Source organism: Nocardia sp. NPDC051756 (assembly GCF_040681495.1).
Taxonomy (GTDB): Bacteria; Actinomycetota; Actinomycetes; order Mycobacteriales; family Mycobacteriaceae; genus Nocardia.
Window position 1 is genome coordinate 495,250 of the sequence record NZ_JBFAYV010000008.1, and the last position, 17,670, is coordinate 512,919.

The 17,670-nt window shown below is 65.8% G+C and carries 16 protein-coding genes; 5 read left to right on the forward strand and 11 right to left on the reverse strand.

All coding sequences use genetic code 11. The annotated features are described in order from the left end of the window. The first annotated feature begins 24 nt into the window (after positions 1–24). Positions 25–798 (forward strand): ABC transporter permease, encoded by a 774-nt coding sequence (locus tag AB0M22_RS34845; protein ID WP_364736023.1) that lies wholly within the window; start codon positions 25–27, stop codon positions 796–798. A 46-nt stretch (positions 799–844) separates the two neighbouring features. Here the strand turns inward: AB0M22_RS34845 and AB0M22_RS34850 are convergent, their stop codons facing one another. Together AB0M22_RS34850 and AB0M22_RS34855 are read right to left on the reverse strand one after the other, a co-directional pair. Beyond that, positions 845–1,906 carry a cytochrome P450 gene (locus AB0M22_RS34850; RefSeq protein ID WP_364736026.1) on the reverse strand — a complete coding sequence of 354 codons (1,062 nt, stop codon included), beginning with the start codon at positions 1,904–1,906 and terminating at the stop codon, positions 845–847. A gap of 80 nt (positions 1,907–1,986) precedes the next feature. Next, positions 1,987–2,064, reverse strand: a complete 78-nt coding sequence (locus tag AB0M22_RS34855; protein ID WP_364736127.1) for a tryptorubin family RiPP precursor — start codon at positions 2,062–2,064, stop codon at positions 1,987–1,989. Positions 2,065–2,267: 203 nt separating this feature from the next. Here AB0M22_RS34855 and AB0M22_RS34860 point away from each other — a divergent pair, with 203 nt between their 5' ends. Both AB0M22_RS34860 and AB0M22_RS34865 read left to right on the forward strand, forming a co-directional pair. Continuing rightward, on the forward strand, positions 2,268–3,482 hold the full coding sequence (locus tag AB0M22_RS34860; protein WP_364736029.1) for a cytochrome P450: 1,215 nt from the start codon (positions 2,268–2,270) through the stop codon (positions 3,480–3,482). A gap of 560 nt (positions 3,483–4,042) precedes the next feature. Further along, positions 4,043–4,291, forward strand: a complete 249-nt coding sequence (locus AB0M22_RS34865) for a hypothetical protein (protein WP_364736032.1) — start codon at positions 4,043–4,045, stop codon at positions 4,289–4,291. A gap of 13 nt (positions 4,292–4,304) precedes the next feature. Here AB0M22_RS34865 and AB0M22_RS34870 read toward each other — a convergent pair whose 3' ends face one another. The 7 genes from AB0M22_RS34870 to AB0M22_RS34900 all read right to left on the reverse strand — a co-directional run bounded on the left by AB0M22_RS34870 (position 4,305) and on the right by AB0M22_RS34900 (position 10,935). Beyond that, the gene (locus tag AB0M22_RS34870; protein WP_364736035.1) at positions 4,305–5,015 is read right to left on the reverse strand and encodes a DUF2306 domain-containing protein; all 711 of its coding nucleotides are present in this window, start codon (positions 5,013–5,015) and stop codon (positions 4,305–4,307) included. Positions 5,016–5,049: 34 nt separating this feature from the next. After that, positions 5,050–5,856: an SDR family NAD(P)-dependent oxidoreductase gene (locus AB0M22_RS34875; protein ID WP_364736038.1), complete on the reverse strand. Its 807-nt coding sequence runs from the start codon at positions 5,854–5,856 to the stop codon at positions 5,050–5,052. A 202-nt stretch (positions 5,857–6,058) separates the two neighbouring features. Continuing rightward, positions 6,059–6,568 (reverse strand): NUDIX domain-containing protein, encoded by a 510-nt coding sequence (locus AB0M22_RS34880; protein WP_364736041.1) that lies wholly within the window; start codon positions 6,566–6,568, stop codon positions 6,059–6,061. Between the two features lie 121 nt (positions 6,569–6,689). Continuing rightward, complete coding sequence (efeB, locus tag AB0M22_RS34885; protein ID WP_364736043.1) at positions 6,690–7,967, reverse strand: iron uptake transporter deferrochelatase/peroxidase subunit; 1,278 nt, start codon at positions 7,965–7,967, stop codon at positions 6,690–6,692. Then, positions 7,948–9,069, reverse strand: coding sequence for an iron uptake system protein EfeO (efeO, locus tag AB0M22_RS34890; protein ID WP_364736046.1), 1,122 nt, complete (start codon positions 9,067–9,069; stop codon positions 7,948–7,950). Before efeO ends, efeB begins: the two co-directional genes overlap by 20 nt. A gap of 32 nt (positions 9,070–9,101) precedes the next feature. After that, positions 9,102–10,004 carry an iron uptake transporter permease EfeU gene (gene efeU / locus AB0M22_RS34895; RefSeq protein WP_364736049.1) on the reverse strand — a complete coding sequence of 301 codons (903 nt, stop codon included), beginning with the start codon at positions 10,002–10,004 and terminating at the stop codon, positions 9,102–9,104. Positions 10,005–10,119: 115 nt separating this feature from the next. After that, on the reverse strand, positions 10,120–10,935 hold the full coding sequence (locus AB0M22_RS34900; RefSeq protein WP_364736052.1) for a hypothetical protein: 816 nt from the start codon (positions 10,933–10,935) through the stop codon (positions 10,120–10,122). A gap of 140 nt (positions 10,936–11,075) precedes the next feature. On the opposite strand from AB0M22_RS34900, the gene AB0M22_RS34905 reads away from it, so the two are divergent. Continuing rightward, on the forward strand, positions 11,076–11,468 hold the full coding sequence (locus tag AB0M22_RS34905) for a RidA family protein (protein ID WP_364736055.1): 393 nt from the start codon (positions 11,076–11,078) through the stop codon (positions 11,466–11,468). Positions 11,469–11,882: 414 nt separating this feature from the next. Next, positions 11,883–13,133, forward strand: coding sequence for an MFS transporter (locus tag AB0M22_RS34910; RefSeq protein ID WP_364736058.1), 1,251 nt, complete (start codon positions 11,883–11,885; stop codon positions 13,131–13,133). 87 nt (positions 13,134–13,220) lie between these two features. Here the strand turns inward: AB0M22_RS34910 and AB0M22_RS34915 are convergent, their stop codons facing one another. Next, positions 13,221–14,816 (reverse strand): ATP-dependent DNA ligase, encoded by a 1,596-nt coding sequence (locus AB0M22_RS34915; RefSeq protein WP_364736061.1) that lies wholly within the window; start codon positions 14,814–14,816, stop codon positions 13,221–13,223. 41 nt (positions 14,817–14,857) lie between these two features. Next, positions 14,858–17,563, reverse strand: a complete 2,706-nt coding sequence (gene polA, locus AB0M22_RS34920) for a DNA polymerase I (protein WP_364736064.1) — start codon at positions 17,561–17,563, stop codon at positions 14,858–14,860. Positions 17,564–17,670 lie beyond the last annotated feature (107 nt).

The following is a 17,670-nucleotide window of genomic DNA, read 5'->3' on the forward strand; positions in this document are numbered from 1 at the left end:
GCACGAGTCGAGGGAGGTCCGAGGATGAATTCGATGGCGACGCCCGGGGTCGGCCTGACGGTGCTGTGCGTGGTTCTGGTGGGCGCGGCCGCGGCGGTGTATTGGATTGCGCAGCTCGGGCCGGTGCGGGTCGCGCCGATAGCGGCGGCGCGCGCGGTGATTCAATTGGCGGCCGTCGCGGTGATCTTGGCAGCGGCTTTGGCCGCGCTGTGGTCATCGATACTGGTGCTGGTGGTCATGTTCGGCGCGGCGGTGTTCACGGCCGCACGTCGGGCACGCGCGGGGAGATCGGCTGCGTGGCTTACGGTTTCACTCGGAGTCGGCTTGGTCGCGACGTTGCTGCCGATGCTCGTCAGCGGGGTCGTTCCATTGCAGGGTGTCGCCATCGTTCCGATCGGCGGAATCATCCTCGGCGGCACAATGACCGCAACCTCACTGGCCGCCCGCCGCTCCCTGGATGCGCTGACCGAACGCTTCGGCGAGGTGGAAGCGGCACTGAGCCTGGGCCTCCTCGAACGCGACGCCCGAATGGAGATCATCCGGACAACCGCGACCGACGCACTACTGCCCGGTGTCGACCAAACCCGAACTGTCGGATTGGTAACGCTCCCAGGCGCCTTCGTCGGCGTACTCGTCGCCAGCGGCTCCGCCGCCCACGCAGCCGCCGTCCAGGTCCTCGTACTACTAGGCCTGCTCCTCGCCCAATCATGCGCAGTCGCAGCGACAATCGAACTCGTCGCGACCGGCCGAGTGCACCGGTCCGTACTGAATCCCGCCACGGTGGCAGACCGACGGTAATCACCACGATCTCGACTGTTGCCACCTCGAGCCGAATGGTCGGGACCTAGTGCACCACAGTCATTTCAGCGCACACACGCACCGACGCCAGCTCGAGCAGCCCGTCGAGTTCGACCTTCCCGACGGTCTGGTTCGGGTCGACGCGGAGGCCGTCGCGGCGGGCGAGGTCGAGGATACGTTCGGCCAGGGGCATGACCATGTGGCGGCCCCAGCATCGTTCCGAGGCGTGGCCGAATGGGAGGTAGCCGGGGTGGGTTTCGGGGTCGAGCCGGTCCCATCGCTCGGGGCGGAATTCATCAGCGGCTGCCCAGAGTCGCGGGTCGCGTTGGCTGAGCAACGGAAGCAGGAGCAGGTCATCACCCGCGGCGATGCGCGGGTCGACGGCCGGGAACTCGGAACCCTTGAGGCGCAGGAGATTCCAGGACGGTGGGAGCAAACGCAAAGTCTCCAGCAAGATGTTGCGATTCGAAGTTTTCGGATCGAGCGGCGACGCCAGCCACAGCGCACTCGTAACCAAGGCGGCGACCGTGAAACACACCGGCGCGGCAACTCTGCGATAGAGGTACATGGAGTATCGGCGATCACGAAAACTGTTGGCCTGGAACACTTGTGTCGCCAGTTTCGACAACGGACGCTCCGGACCCGTTCGGCCGATCAGCGCGGCACCCGAGGTGACCACCGACCAGGTCAGCTTCGGAGTCAATTCGAGTCTGCGGTCGACCAGCGCACGGAATCGGACGTCTTCACCGCCGAAGACGAGATCGCGCACGTAGTCGTGCGCGCGTTGCGGCCAGACGCCGACGAGCGGTCCATCGGCATCGAGCGGAGTCTTCAACGCCGTGCGCACGTCCGCGCCGACGGCCTGCATGAAGGTCGAGGCATCAGCCCGGTCGACCAGCCGCCGACGCACCGGCTTGAAGGTCGGTCGCTCCTCGGGCTGTGCTGGCCGGGCACCTAGCACCGCATCCATCAGCTCGGCGCCGGCAATTCCGACGGTGTCCGACTCCAGCCGAAATAGGTCTTCGCCACAATACTTTTCGAAAAGTTCGGCGATGCGCGGAGCGAAGACAATGGTCCGCGAACTTCCGGCAGTGTGCCGTATGGACATGACGAACTCCCGGATGACAGGCGGGACTCGCGCCCGGTAGGGTGACCAACGGACGCGAGTTCGACAACTTACTGGAAGAGTCAGATCCAGCCGTACCAGGCGTACTTCTTCAGACTCTTCTCCTGCTTCATCCGTTTGACCATACGTACGAGAGTCATGACTCCACCTCCGGTTGTGAGTGTGTTCGGTGAGTGTGCCTGGATCGCAGGCACCCGCCGAGCGTATGCGAAACGCGTTGGGCGGCAGGTATTTTTCGGATAAGTTATCGTCAAATGATGCGCCGGTGACGCGCAAATTACACGCGCTGCCTACCGTCGACACCGGTCAACCTCGTATACGCGGCGAATAGTGAAGGCGCACTATGAATATCGCGGCCTCGACTCGAATCGAAACGCTGGACAACGACTTCCACGCCGATCCGCACGGGCACTACCACCGGTGGCGCGAACAGGGACCGGTGCTGCGCATACACGCACCCTCCGGGGTGGTCAGCTGGCTGGTCGTCGGCTACGCCGAGGCGCGCGCCGCGCTGCGGGATCCACGGTTGCGCAAGAGCGCGGACGGCATCGAAAAGCTGTTCCGCCAACAACATCCGGCGGCACCGGCGAACGCTCCGCTGGCCAACCTCGACCACAACATGGCCAACAGCGACTCCCCCAAACACGTCCGGCTACGAAAGCTGGTCAACACGGCATTCACCCGCAGAGCCATCGCCGACCTGCGCCCGCACATCGAGCAAACCACCCGTTCACTCCTCGATGAGATGGCCGAATACGACGAAGTCGATCTGCTCACGGCATTCGTCTTTCCGTTGCCCGTGCGCATGATTTGCGACATGCTCGGCGTGCCACGCGACGAGGTGCCGGGATTTCAGCAGTGGGCACAGAAGCTGTTCACGATCGTCGGCGACGAGCGCACCGAAGCATTCCGCGAATTGCGTTCCTATCTACAGGGATTAGTTGCCCGAAAGCGGGTCGACCCCGGTGTCGATCTACTCTCCCTGCTGATCCACGCCCGGGACGACGGCCAGTCGCTCACCGAAGTGGAACTGTTGGACATGGCCGTCATGTTGCTGGTCTCCGGACACGGAACAACGGTCGACCTATTGACCACCGGAACGCTCGCACTATTGCGCGACGATTCGCTGTCACAAACCCTGCGCGCCAACCCTTCCGCATTACCCGCGGCGGTCGAAGAGTTCCTCCGCTTCGACGGCCCGATCCATTTCTCCACCATCCGCTACACCGCGGAACCGGTGCGGATCGGCGACACCGAAATACCGGCCGGTGAATTCGTGCACATCGCCATCGCCGCCGCCAACCACGACCCGGCCTACTTCGCCGAACCCGACCGCCTCGACATCGGACGCGACGCCGGCCAACACCTGGGTTTCGGCCACGGCGCCCACTTCTGCGTCGGCGCACCCCTCGCCCGCATGGAGGCGACGGTGGCGTTCTCGGCGCTTCTCCAGCGCTTCCCCGACCTACGACTGGCCTGCCCCCACGCAGACCTGGTCTGGCACCACAAATTCGGCTTCCCCACCCTTACCGGACTTCCGGTGCGGCTGAGGATCTGAACAGGGCTCCATACCATCGAAAGTGGCCGCGACGGCGCAGAGAAAGTCTGCACCGCCGCAGGCCCGTACTACCTGATTCGATCATCGCGCCCATCGTCGTCGGCGTTGTATGCCTCGTTCCAATTGTCGGAGGCCGCGCCATCCGGTCCTGGGTTCCGCAGGTCCATCATTCGAGTCACCTCCTTCGTTGCGCCTGGCGGACGAGCCGATCTCTTACCATGCCGAGAAACCGCAGCAGACCTGCGCTCTTCCACGATCAATAGGGGATGCCGGGGGCTGGGGCATCGCAACACCGACCGGTCGCTCAGCAGCGGATCCCATCGCCGCCGCTACCTGCCGCCCGGAAGGTTGAGCAAATACCGGTCATCCGCTGTGCTACCCCGCCCGCCGAGCGCTAAACGATGCGCTCCAGCGCCGACTCCCCGCGACGCGGCACTTCACTCGGCCAGCACGATCGATCCAGTGAAACACCTTGTGTCAGAAACTATTTCGTCACGTATTACGATGGATACCAAAGTGGCGTCGCAGACTCTCGTATCGCACGAATGGAGACCGGACTCATGTCGGATATCAACAAGCACAATCTCATCTACTTCGAAAATCCTTCTATGCGCGGGCTTTACGACACCATGGAGGAGTGGCAGCAGACCTCGAATCGGCGTCTTTTGTCGATAACTGTTCAGCGGGACGGGGACAACTTCTGCTGCATCGCCCTGACCAATCCGACCGAGGTCGTGATTACCAGCGAGGACGGACATAATCACGCGAACGTCAGCCGATTCGGGACGCTCGCCGTCGATGGGCAATAGTCTGCCCCGGCGATCAGCCTGCTCGGCTCAACGACTGCGGCGCCTCGACGACCGCGGTCTCGGCGGACCGCTTCCGGCGAATCAACGGCGCCAGCGTGGCATGGACGATGAAGTACTCCGCGACCATCACATTACCCAGCAGGGATGCCCACGCGCTCGCGGTGTAGATGTCCCGATATTGCAGTGACGGAATGACTTTCGCGAGTTCCGTGCCGGCGAGCAGGTATAGGCGCAGCGTCACGGCGGCAAAGGTCAACGCGTAGTTGCGGATCATCCAGATCCGGTGCAGTTGCACCTCACCGCGCCGTATCGTGCGATAGCCCTGCGCGGCCGAGTACAGCCACGCCACCACCAGCATGTAGAACGCGACCTGCAACGCGAAACCGCTCGGCGTCACCGCCGCGGCATACGACGCCGCGGCAGCGGCCGCCACGACCGAGATCAGGTACACCCGGCCCGCCATTCGGTGCCATCGAGGAAAGCGTGCCCGCAACTGCGGCACGAATTGCCACGGCCCGATGATCAAGGCCAAGCTGGCCGGCACCGCATGCACCACCAGGCTCAGGTAATACCCCACGATGCTCCGGTCGACCGGCACGGTCGAACTTCCCATCAGATACGGGGTCACGAAGAAGACCGCGATGCCGATCGCCAGAACGACCAGCAGGCCCCACAGGAACCACCACCACCGCCGGCGAACGGTCGGCGACATGACTACGGACATGCGAAACTCCGATACTCGTCTGCGAAGCCTGAGATCAATTACCTTGTGCCGCTGCGGAAACCGACTCCCATTCGCGCCACTGCGCAAGCCGGGATTCGTACTCCTCCGCGACGATCCGCACCGCCGTATCCCCCAGCAGCAGACGCAACGGCGGCTTCTCCGCGTCGACCAACGCCAGCAGGGCGGAGCGGGTCGCGCTGGGTTGACCGAAGCTCGGCCCCGCATCGGCGGCGGTGGCGCGAACCCGGTCGTAAGCCGGGTTCTCGGTAGCGAATCGGCTCAACGTGAACCCGGTGTCGTAGGTGCCGGGTTCGAGCACCGTGACATGTATGCCGAAGTCGGCGACCTCGGCGGCCAGCGCCTGGGACAACCCCTCCAACGCCCACTTCGACGCGTTGTACGCGCCTACGCTCGGCGACGCCACGATCCCCCAGAGACTCGACACCTGGACGATGTGCCCACTCCCCTGCGCCCGCAGAATCGGCAGCGCCGCCTGCGTAACCCACAGCGCGCCGAACAGATTGGTCTCCAACTCCGCCCGGATCTCCCGCTCGGACAGCTCCTCGACCATGCCGAACTGCGCGAACCCAGCGTTGTTCACGACTACATCGAGCCGCCCGAAATGCCCCGCCGCCCGCTCGACCGCCGCGAAATCACCGACCCGATCGGTCACATCCAGCCGCAACGGCAGAAACGTCTCCGGAAACTTCGCCACCAGATCGTCCACCGCCCCCAGATCCCGAGCCGTCCCCGCAACCCGATCCCCCCGCTCCAGCGCCGCCGAAGCCCACTCCCGCCCGAACCCCCGCGACACCCCGGTAATGAACCAAACCTTGCCCATCCGCCTACCTCACTCGTCCGATCACTTGAGCTAACACCGTAAGGCTACGACTGTAAGCTCACCGAACGCAAGAGGTAACACCTGTAAGTTTTGCGGGGCAAGGTGATGAGATAGTCGAAGGATCTACAGACAACTGTCGAGAAGCCGACGAAGTCCGCGCCCGCCCATACCGACGCAGCGCCGTTCACCCCGCTGGCCGAGATCAATGAGAAGCGTGCGCAGATCGCAGCTCTACCAACGCCTTTCGGACATCATCGAACGCGACGTCGGGAAGATCCCCTAGATCGAACCAGCGGTACTCGCTGTTCTCACCGGACAACTCGATCGCATGCTCATCAGCGATCGAGCACCGAAACGCGAGACCGATCGTGTGCAGCCCGGTGTCGCCGTAGATCGAAGAGAACGAACCGACGAACGAAAGCCCGTCAACCTCCAACCCGATCTCTTCACGCGCCTCCCGACGCAAGCAGTCCTCAGCGGTCTCATCACCAGACATGAACCCGCCAACGGTGTCCCACTGCCCGATCTCCGGCTCGATTGCCCTCCGCAGCAACAGCACTCGGCTGCCGCGAACAACCAGGCCGATCGTCGTCGGCAACGGATTGTCGTACTTGACGAACCCACAGCCCGCACAAGCGGCACGGATCTCGCGGCCGCTCCCGGAGCATGACAACGCCGAACCACACATCGGACAGTACTTCCAGTCCCGCATCAGTTCCCGCCAGTCATCTCGTCGTCGAGCCAGGCTTGTTCCCGCTCGATCGTGCCTCATGAGACGAGCTACTCGGCGTCACCGCGGCCGGCATGCCGGGCCGCGGTATCAGTCGCGCCGATCAGGTGGTGAAAAGGGTTGAGCCCCAGTAGTCGTTGGAGCCTAGGCCTGGTGGGACGGCGAAGACTGCGGAGCCTACGTGCTTGATGTATTCGTTGAGGGCGTCGTTGCGGGCCAGGTTGTTTTGCATGGGCACGAATTGGGTTTGGGGGTTGCGGCAGTAGGCGATGAAGAAGAGGCCGGCGTCCAGGTGGCCGAAACCGTCGGAGCCGTCGGTGAAGTTGTAGCCGCGGCGCAGGATTTGGATGCCGCCGAGTTCTTCGGCGGAGGCCAGGCGGACGTGGGCGTCGGTGTCCACGAGGGGGCCGGAGGGGCCGGCGGATTGGAGGTCGAGTTCGTCGAACTCGTCGCGGGCACCCAGTGGCGCGCCGGATCCCTTGGTGCGCCCGATGACTCGTTCCTGCTCGTGCAGTGTCGTGCGGTCCCAGGGCTCGATCAGCATGCGGATGCGGCGCGTGACGAGGTAGGAGCCGCCGGCCATCCAGGCCTGGTCGTCGGCGGGGTCGACCCAGACGAACTTGTTGACCGTGTCGTGGTCTTCGGCCTTGATGTTGCGGGTTCCGTCCTTGAAACCGAGCAGGTTCCGGGCGGTCGTCTGGCTGGTCGAGGTCGACGAGGTGCGACCGAAACCGAGTTGCGACCAGCGCACCGAGACCGCGCCGAACCCGGCTCGAGCGAGGTTGCGGATGGCGTGCACAGCGACCTGCGGGTCGTCCGCGCAAGCCTGGATGGCGATGTCGCCACCGCTGCGCGCCGGTTCGAGCGCGTCCTTGGTGAACTTCGGCAGATCGACGAGCGCCTTCGGTTTACGCGATGCGATACCGAAACGGTCGGCACCGTCCGCGCCGACGAACAGCGACGGACCGAAACCGATCGTCAGGGTGAGCCTGGACGAGGACAGGTCGAGCGCCTCGCCGGTGTCGGTCGGCGGCTTGTACGCGCCCGCGCCGATAGCGCCGTCGGGCTCGGCCTCGCGGCCGGAGGTCATCCGCTCCGCCATCAACGTCCAGGTCTTCAGCAGATCGATGAGTTCGTCGCGCGAGCGCGTGTGCACGTCGAACACCGCGAAATGCAGCCGGTCCTGGGTGGGGGTGACGATGCCCGCCTGATTGGTGGCGCGGAACGGCACGATGCCGGAGGCGCCGGCCGCGGCGGCGGGACTCGACATCCGCCCGGCCAGCACACCCGCACCGGCCGCGGCGACGCCGATCCCCGCCGACCCGATCAGTCCGCGTCGGGAGATTCCGCCCCGCCCGGGGTCACGATCCCGCGACGACACCCTGCACCTGACTCACCACCGCGGACAACGCGTCGATCTGCCGCGCGAGCGCGCCACGCTGATCGCCGTTGACCGTCTCATAACTGACATGTCCGTCGCCGAGCCGATACTTGGCCAGTTCGGCGTCGAGTTCGGCGAAGCGCCGGTCGATCTGGGTGCCGAGGTCCGGATTACGCTCGTCGAGGATCGGCCGCAGGCTGGCGATCGCCGCCTGGGAGCCGTCGACGTTGGCCTGGAAGTCCCACAGATCGGTGTGCGAGAAGGTGTCCTCTTCGCCGGTGATCTTGGTCCGCGCGATCTCGTCGAGCAGGCCCTGCGCGCCGCCCGCGACCTGCACCGGATCGACGGTGTAGCCGGCCGCGTTCACGCCGGCCGCCAGTTCACCCATGTCGGCGAGGAGTTGGTCGGCGATCTGGTTGGTGTCGGGCTGCAGGCCCTGCGCCCACAGATCCTTTTCCAGCCGGTGGAAGCCGGTCCACTTGTCGCCGGCGGCGACATCGGCCTCACGCAGATCGATGCGCGGATCGAGATCGTTCGGGAAGCTCTCGGCGACCGGTTCGATGCGTTCGTAATAGGTGCGGGTGATCGGGTACTGCTTCTTGGCGGACTCGATATCGCCGGCTTTGACCGCGGCCACAAAGGACTTCGTGGTTTCTTGCAGCGCGGTCACCTGGCTCAGGATGTAGCGCTTGTACCCGTCGGCGGCCTCGGCGAGTTTGCCCGATTCGTCACGTTTCTGCGCCTGTCCGGTGACGGTGAAATCGTGCCGGATTCCGTCGCCGACCATGCCGGGCTTGCACGCGGTCTGGTATTTACCGGGATCGGGCACGGACACGATCAATTGGCGGGTGAGCCCGGGGCCGATGTTCTCGATCTCACCGATGACCCGCTCGCCGGCGCCGTACACGTAGAACTCGGTGACCTTGGTGCCGTTGTTGGCGATCCGGAAGGTGACCTGGCCGGTTTCGGCCGAATCCTTGGCCACCGCGCAACTGGTGTCGTTCGCGGTGACCGCGATATCGCCCGCCGATGCGTTGTCGGTCTTACTGGTACACGAAACAAGCAATGCGGGCACCGTCACCGCCACCGCTATGGGAATCATGGGAAAACGCACGGAGAGTGGACCTTTCGTTGTCACGGCGCGACCGCGGTATCTGTCGGGGTCCGGGGATTTCCCCGGTTGGCGTCGGCAGCGGGAACCGGGCGCAGGAATAGGAACAGCACCACGACCACATAGAGGATCCACGCGATGACTTGCAGCACGGTCGGGTCGGCGCGGAAGTTGAAGATGCCCTGCGCGACGGTGCCGTACCAGCTCGACATGGAGAACCAGGAGGAAATGTCGAAGGCGTTCTGCGCCAATCCCGGCAGCCAGTCCACGGTCTGCAGCGCCCGGATGCCGTAAGCGAGAATCCCGGCGGCGACCACGATCAGCAGCGCGCCGGTGTATTTGAAGAAGGTGGCGAAATTGATCTGCACGGCGCCCAGATACATCAGCACGGTCAGCACCGCGGCGACCACGATGCCCAGCAGCAGCCCGATCAACGGCCACGAACTGCCGGTGGTGTTCTCGGCGTAACCGACCATGAGCAGCGCGGTCTCCACGCCCTCGCGCCCGACCGCGAGAAACGCCAGCGCCACGATCGCCACCGGACCGACGTCGAGGGCCCGCGACATCCCGGCCTTCAACTCCCCCGAGATGGTCCGGGACGCGGTCCGCATCCACAACACCATCCAGGTCACGATCACCACCGCGGCCAGCGACGCGAGCCCGGCAATGAGTTCCGCGGCCAGGCCGGTCACCGTCGAGGTGCCGTAGCGGATGCCGGCGAAGATCGCGACGACCATCACAATGGCGGCGCCGACTCCGAGCGCGACCCATTTCAACGCCTCGCGGCGCTGTGATTTCACCAGGAACGCGACCAAAATCATGACCACGATGCCGGTTTCGAGTCCCTCGCGCAGTCCGATCAACCCGCTGCCGAACAATTGTGCGGCCACCGAAGGTGCGTCGGAAGCGAACGCCTGCTCTCTCAAATCCACTCCCAGTCGAACCAAACTCAGCCTAACCACAGTTCGGCAAGGCAAACCTAGTCTTACACGCAGATAGCCAGTTTAGAAACCCGGACATGAGGGACACAGAGCGCGACGGTTAAGCCGCAGGCTCTTCACGCATCAATCGCGCGAACGCACGCAGGCCCGCGAGGATCTCCTGTTGATCGGTAATTCCGTCGAGAGCGGCGTCGAAGCGGGCGGCCATGGTGGTGACGCGCTGATCGACCGCGCCTACCCGTTGAACCAGCCCGGCATGGTCTCGAGCCACCCCGTCGCGCACACCGCGCTGATCTTCACGCGCCCGCTGATCCAGGCGACGCACCTCGTCGCGCAGCTCGTCGATCTGCCGCGCGTCGGAGTCGGCCCGGGCGGCGGCACTCGACTCGCCGGCGTCGAGTCGCTCGGTCAGGAACCGCACCTGCTCGCGCAGTGTGCGCACATCGTCGGGCGGGAAAGCCACCTCCCGCGAGATGGCCGCGATCCGCATGCGCAGATAGGCGAAATACGCCGCCGCCGGACGGATCAGCACGCCCACGAGGAAGAACCCGGCAACGTAGTAGCCGATCTCGTATCCGGTAACCAACGCGACCACCGCGGCAACCACCGCCGACACCACATGCGAGGCGACGGCCACCAGCAACAGTCGCTCGGCCAAGCTGCCGACTTCGCTCGCCCGCTCCGCAGGCACCGCGATCTCCCGCCCGCGAGCCGCGTCGAGCCGATGCCCCGCCTGCCGCGCGGCGAAGTACAGATTCCACGGCACGGTCAACACTGCGCCGAACCAGAAGAACGCGACGAACCCCAGCCCGGCCCCGATCACCGTCGACGCGGACAGATCGGCCCAAATGGCCAGTGCGGCAACCACGATCACCAGAACCGTGGCGGCCCAGAACAATCCCCAGTATTTCTGCATCGATCCAGCATCGCGAGCGGCCCAAGTCAGCGACACCGTATGACTACTCGAGTTCACCGCCCCGAAGACCGTCTACTTGTCGGACCCTGCTGCCAAACTGCTACCGGGTGGGAAATTCAGCATCTCAGGGAGGAACATCCATGACCTTGAAGACGACACACCTCGACCCCGAAGAGCTGCCGTACAGCCCGGCGTTCACGCAGGGTGTGATCGCCCCGGCCGGCCCGACGCTCTATGTCGGCGGCCAATTGGGTACCGACAGCAGCGGGAAGCTGCTCGACGGCATCGAGGCGCAGACCGAACAGGCGATGCGCAACGTGCTTTCGGTGCTCACCGCGGCGGGCACCGGGCCGGAACATGTCGTCAAACTGAACATCTACCTGGTCAACGGGCACGACGCGCGGGCGGGATACGAAGCGTCGCAAGCGATATGGGGTAATCACCGCACCGCCATCACGGTGATCTCCACCGCGGAGCACGGCCGCCCCGGCGCGCTCATCGAGATCGACGCGATCGCGCTCATCCCCGAGTAGGCAGCGTCCTCGCCGAGGCCGCGCCGAGTGCCCGGCTTCGGCGAGACAGGCGGCACGTCAAGTCCTGCTGACGTCAACCGCGGTGCGTCGCGCCCGGCCGCGCACATAGGTGAAGTGTCATGCGTCGGCGGCAAACCGCACGCAGACCCAAGTCGACATCGTCTTTTGTGTACTGCTTGCCTGATCAGGACTCTGCAAGCCGCGCGGACGCGGGGTGTCGCCGCCGCCTGCCGAGCGCTCCTGGGCAAACATTAAATGACCAAATTATGTGAAGTGAGGCAACAACTTTCGCGTACTGCTACGGTGTGCCAGGAGTGACGACTACACTAACCCTCTTTCTGGAAGACGACACCTATGAGTGCAGCTTCGACAACTGGCAAAGAATCAAAAGACACGGGGACACGACGCCGGTCGGTGTTGATTCGCAACCGTAACTTCGGCCTACTCTGGGGCGGCGAATCGATCAGCCTGCTGGGCAGCGAAGTCAGCACCATCGCGCTGCCGTCACTGGCGGTACTCGCGTTCGGGGCGGGCACGCTCAGCGTCGGCTCGCTGGTGGCCCTGCAATGGATACCGTTCGTTCTGCTCGCGCCGATCATGGGCGTTTTCACCGACCGGTGGCGCCGGCTGCCGCTGATGATGATCGCGAACGTCGCGCGGGTGATCATCCTGGGCTCGCTGCCGCTGGCCGCGGTGCTCGGGCACCTCACGATCACCCAGGTGTACATCGTCGCGCTGCTCAAGGGCATCTTCGATGTGGTCTTCCAACTCGCCTACCAGGCCTACATGCTGCAAATCCTGGAGCGGGAAGATCTGGCGGAGGGTAACGCCGCGACTCAGATGAGCCGCTCGATCGCGCAGGTCGCCGGTCGGTCGATCGGTGGTGGGCTGGTCGGGCTGGTCGGCGCCGCGAAGGCGATCGGCATCGACGCGGCGTCCTATCTCGTCGCGGCGATCACCCTCGGGCTGATCAAGCACAAGGAACCCGCGCCGAAGCCGGCCGATCGCGGCCTGGCCGCCACGCTGCGGGAACTGAAGGCCGGCGCGGTGATCACGTTCGGCAACCGGCTGCTGCGCTCGCTGGCCTTGATGGCGACGTTCGGCAACATGGCGGTGTCGCTGACGCTGACCATGATCATCGTCTACGCCTACAAGAACCTCGGGCTGTCCGCCTCTCAGCTGGGCCTCGCGCTCGGCATCGGCAGCGTCGCGGTGATCGCCGGCGCGCTGCTGTCCAGGAAGATCAACGCCAAGCTGGGCATGGGCCGGACCGTGGTCCTCACCCACTCCCTGCTGGCCGTCGCGTTCCTGCTGCTGCCGCTGGCCACGCTGGGCAACAAGACGTTCGCGTTCGTCATCATCGCGATATCGCAGGGTCTCTCGGCGGCGACCACGCCGGTCGCGAACGTGGGTGGCATGACGATGATTCAGATGGCGACGCCGCCGGAGGCGATGGGCCGCGTGGCCGGCGTATCGCTGCCGTTCGTCTGGGGCGCCAACGCGGTCGGCCCGATCCTCGGCGGCGCCGTCGCGGTGTGGATCGGGACGCAGAACGTCTTCTTCCTGTCCGCCGCACTGGCCTTGCTCGCGGTAGTGGTGATCTACATCGGCGGCGTGCATCTCATCCGCAACGAGGTGCCGGAGGAGTACCGCGCCAAGGTGTGATCCCTGCTGCCTAGAGGAAAGATCGTCATGGAGGGGCGAGCGCGTGCCGCGTGGTGCGGCACGCGTTCGTCGTGCGGCCGACTCGGATTACGGTGTCGCGGAAGCGGACCCGGCGGGCAGCAGGGCACGCACCGCCTCGATGGTGTCGGAGTCGGCCGGTTCCTTGTCCGGGCGGTAACGCACGACCCGCGCGAAACGCAACGCCACGCCACCCGGATAGCGCGGGCTCACCTGCACTCCGTCGAGCGCGATCTCGACCACCAGGTTCGGCTTCAGGTAGACGACGTGATCGTCGCGGGAACGTTCGTGTCGCGGGAATTCGGCCGTCTGCCAACGCAACAGCTCATCGGTGAGCCCCTTGAACGTCTTGCCGACCATGATCGGCTCGCCACCGTCCGGATCCCGCGCCCCGAGATGCAGATTCGACAGATATCCGGTGCGCCGACCGTAACCCCACTCCGCACCGAGCACGATCAGATCGAGGGTGTGCGTCGGTTTGATCTTCTGCCAGGCGCGCCCACGGCGACCGGCCGCGTACGGTGCGGACAGCAGCTTGATCACGACCCCTTCGTGACCGGCGGTCAACGCGGCATCGAAATACTCCGCAACCGCCTCGGCATCGGGCCGGATCAACGCCGGAATACTATGCTCGCCAACGACTTTCGCCATGGCCTCGCGCCGCTCGGACAACGGCGCGTCGAGCAGATCGACACCATCCAGGTGCAGGCAGTCGAAGAAATAGGGACGCAACAGCAGATCACGGGTCGAGGTAGCCTCCGGCACCGCCTGGCCGAGCGCGGTCGCCTCGCTGACCGTCGATTCGGCGTCGGGCGTCAACGCGAACCGGCTCATCGTCTCCTGGAACGGCCGCGGGCGTCCCGCGTCCGTGAGCGCCAGGGTCTCACCATCGAGCACCACACTGTCGCAGTCCAATCCGGCGACCAGCTCCACCAGCTCGGGCACCTTGGCGGTGATGTCCCGCAGTGTCCGTGTGAAGATCCAGACCTCGGTCCCCTTGCGGTGCACCTGAATACGCGCACCGTCGAGCTTCTGTTCCACACTCACGTCACCGGCGAACTCGGCGAAGGTGTCGTCCAGCGTGCCGCCGGGCGAGGCCAGCATCGGCTGGATCGGCCGACCCACCTCCAGCCGGAACTCCGACAGCGCCGCCGCACCACCCGTCATCGCGGCCACCGCCGTCACCGGCAACTGCCCCGACAACATGTGCGCCCGGCGAACCAGATCGACCGGCACCTCCGCGGCGACCGCCACCGCCTCCGCGACAACCGCGGTCAGCGCACCCTGCCGCAGCTCACCGGTCAGCAGCCGCACCAGGAATTCGCGCTCCGCCCTGGTCGCCGCGGACAACAGCGTCACCAGCAGCTCCCGCCGCCGCGCCGTCGAGCCCGAGCCGCTCGTCCCGGCCAGCTCGGTGAACGTCTCGTCCACCGCCGCGACGGTCAGGCTCGGCTCGGCGGCCGACTCGACCTCGAGCGCCAACAGCGTGCGCCACCCGGTACCGATGCGGCCCTGCAACAACTCGCCGGACGCCCACGCCACCACCGGCGCGCGTTCGTCCGGCTCGGCCTGCGCCAGCAGCGCGGCGAACGTGGCGATCTTGCTCTTGCGGGAGGAGGTCGCCCGCACGGCGCCGGACGCCTCGACGACTTGCGACAGCAGCACGAGTTCGACGGTAACGTGCGCGGCGGCGAATTGCCGGGAATTCAGTGTGCGGCGGCGTCCCAGCTGCGGCCGACGCCGACCGAGACCTCCAGCGGCACCGACAGCTCGATCGCGTTCGACATATGTTCGCGGGCAATGGCTTCCAGCGCGTCCCGCTCGTCCGCGGCGACCTCGAAGACGAGCTCGTCGTGGATCTGCAAGAGCATGCGCGACCGCAGCCCCGCGTCCCGGATCGCCTTGTGCACGTTGATCATCGCGACCTTGATGATGTCGGCGGCGGTGCCCTGGATCGGCGCGTTGAGCGCCATCCGCTCGGCGGACTCGCGGCGCTGCCGGTTGGTCGAATCCAGGTCGGGCAGGTAGCGGCGGCGACCGAACAGCGTCGAGGTGTAGCCGACCTTGCGCGCCTCGTCCACCGCGTGCCGCAGATAGTCGCGAATGTTGCCGAAGCGCTCGAAGTAGACATCCATCTGCGCCTTGGCCTCGGCCGGCGTGATCTTCAGCTGCTGGGCGAGGCTGTTCGGCCCCAGACCGTACGACAACCCATAGGACATGGCCTTGACCCGGCGGCGCAGCTCCGGCGTGACCTCCGCGATCGGCAGGTCGAAGGCTTTGGAGGCAACGAAGGTGTGCAGGTCCTCGCCGGAGTTGAAGGCCTCGATCAGGCCCTCGTCCTTCGACAGGTGCGCCATTATGCGCATCTCGATCTGGCTGTAGTCCGCGGTCATCAGCGACTCGTAGCCTGCGCCGACGACGAAGGTGTCGCGGATGCGACGGCCGGTGTCGGTGCGGATCGGGATGTTCTGCAGATTCGGCTCGGTCGAGGAGAGCCTGCCGGTGGCGGCGATGGTCTGGTTGAACGTGGTGTGGATGCGCCCGTCGTCGCCGACCGACTTCAGCAATCCGTCGACCGTCACCTTCAACCGCGTCGCATCCCGGTGTGCGAGTAGGTGTTCCAGAAATGGATGCTGGGTCTTCTCGAACAGCGACTCGAGCGCGTCGGCGTCGGTGGTGTACCCGGTCTTGGTGCGCTTGGTCTTCGGCATGTCCAGCTCGTCGAACAGCACCACCTGCAACTGTTTCGGCGAGCCGAGGTTGATCTGCTTGCCGATCACCTCGTAGGCGGCCTCCGCGGCATCCGCGACCCGGGCGGCGAATTCGGACTGCAGCTGGGTCAGCTCGTCGACATCGACCGCGATCCCGGCGTCCTCCAGCCCCGAAAGCACCTCCAGCAGCGGCAGTTCCATCTCGGTGAGCAGTCGGGTCGATTCGATGCCCGCCAGCTCCTCGTCGAAGACCTCGGCGAGATCGCAGATGGCGCAGGCACGCAGGATCGCGGCCTGCGCGAGCGCGTCGTCACCCTGTTCGGCGGCCGTGTCCGCCCGTAGTTCCCGCGATAGATAACGCAGCGACAGATCACCGAGGTCGAACACGCGCTGCCCGGGCTTGACCAGGTAAGCCGCGAGGGCGGTGTCGCTGGTGAGCCCGCCGAGCCGCCAACCGCGCCGGCGCAGCGCCCGGATCGCGGGCTTGGCCTCGTGCATCGCCTTCGGCGTCCCGGTGTCCGCGAGCCACTCGCCCAGCGCCTGTTCGTCTTCCGGGGTCAGCCCGACAACATCGAAGTAGCCGCCCGCGCCCGCATCGGTCGAGACGGCGATCCCGGTCAGGTCGCCCGCGGCCTCCGCGAGCACCGAAACGCCGTAGCGCGCTCCCGCTTTCGCCTGCCCGGCCAGCCAGTCCGCGACCGAGCCCGGCGCCACCGCGCCACCGCTGATCTCGAAGCCGGACTCGGCCTCGGGCTCGGACGGCGCGAGGGTCTCGAACAACCGATCGCGCAGCACCCGGAACTCGAGCCGGTCGAAGAGCCGGTGGATCTGCTCGCGGTCCCACGGCTGCCGGACCAATTGCTCAGGGGTGTAGGGCAACTCGACGTCGCGGACCATCTCGGTGAGCCTGCGGTTGAGCACCACGCTGGACAGGTTGGCGCGCAACGCGTCCCCGACCTTGCCCGGCACCTCGTCGACCCGCTCCACCAGCGTGGCCAGATCGCCGTATTCGCGCACCCATTTGGCGGCTGTCTTCTCCCCCACCCCCGCGATGCCGGGCAGGTTGTCGCTCGGGTCGCCGCGCAGCGCGGCGAAGTCCGGGTACTGCCGCGGCGTGAGCCCGTACTTCTCCTCCACCGCCGCCGGGGTGAACCTGGTCAGCTCCGATACGCCCTTGCGGGTCAGCAACACCGTGACGTTGTCGTTCACCAGCTGGATGGCATCGCGGTCGCCGGTGACGATCAGCACGTGGAACCCCTGTCCCCCGGCCTGGGTCGCCAGCGTGGCGAGGACGTCGTCGGCCTCATAGCCTTCGATGGTCAGCACCGGGATCCCCAGGGCGGCCAGCATCTCCCAGATGATCTCGAACTGGCCGCGGAACTCGTCCGGCGTGCGCATCCGGTTGGCCTTGTACTCCGGATACGCCTCGGTGCGGAAGGTCTTGCCCTTGACGTCGAAGGCCGCGGCCACGTGTGTGGGCTGTTCGTCGCGCAGCAGGTTGATGAGCATGGCGGTGAATCCGTATACCGCGTTCGTCGTCTGTCCGGTGACAGTCTTGAAGTTCGCGGCGGGCAGCGCGAAGAACGCGCGGAAGGCGAGAGAGTGTCCGTCCAGTAACAACAGTGTCGGCTGCGCGCCGCCGGAGTCGGCACTCGGGCTGGAATCGGTGCTCGGACGCTGGTCGGCGTTGCCTGGGGTCACCTCTCCGAGTCTAGGTAACAAGCGGTATCGGGCGAGTGTCTTTGCCGGGACGTCGCTAGGGGTTGCCGCCCCGGTGATTTGCCCATCCGATGCCGGTGGGTTTGATA

Coding starts and splice junctions, on each gene's coding strand:
- AB0M22_RS34860 (WP_364736029.1), top strand. CDS start 2,268: ATGAATATCGCGGCCTCGACTCGAATCGAAACGCTGGACAACGACTTC.
- AB0M22_RS34850 (WP_364736026.1), bottom strand. CDS start 1,906: ATGTCCATACGGCACACTGCCGGAAGTTCGCGGACCATTGTCTTCGCT.
- AB0M22_RS34875 (WP_364736038.1), bottom strand. CDS start 5,856: ATGGGCAAGGTTTGGTTCATTACCGGGGTGTCGCGGGGGTTCGGGCGG.
- AB0M22_RS34855 (WP_364736127.1), bottom strand. CDS start 2,064: ATGACTCTCGTACGTATGGTCAAACGGATGAAGCAGGAGAAGAGTCTG.
- AB0M22_RS34865 (WP_364736032.1), top strand. CDS start 4,043: ATGTCGGATATCAACAAGCACAATCTCATCTACTTCGAAAATCCTTCT.
- AB0M22_RS34905 (WP_364736055.1), top strand. CDS start 11,076: ATGACCTTGAAGACGACACACCTCGACCCCGAAGAGCTGCCGTACAGC.
- AB0M22_RS34870 (WP_364736035.1), bottom strand. CDS start 5,015: ATGTCCGTAGTCATGTCGCCGACCGTTCGCCGGCGGTGGTGGTGGTTC.
- AB0M22_RS34880 (WP_364736041.1), bottom strand. CDS start 6,568: ATGCGGGACTGGAAGTACTGTCCGATGTGTGGTTCGGCGTTGTCATGC.
- efeO (WP_364736046.1), bottom strand. CDS start 9,069: ATGATTCCCATAGCGGTGGCGGTGACGGTGCCCGCATTGCTTGTTTCG.
- AB0M22_RS34900 (WP_364736052.1), bottom strand. CDS start 10,935: ATGCAGAAATACTGGGGATTGTTCTGGGCCGCCACGGTTCTGGTGATC.
- AB0M22_RS34845 (WP_364736023.1), top strand. CDS start 25: ATGAATTCGATGGCGACGCCCGGGGTCGGCCTGACGGTGCTGTGCGTG.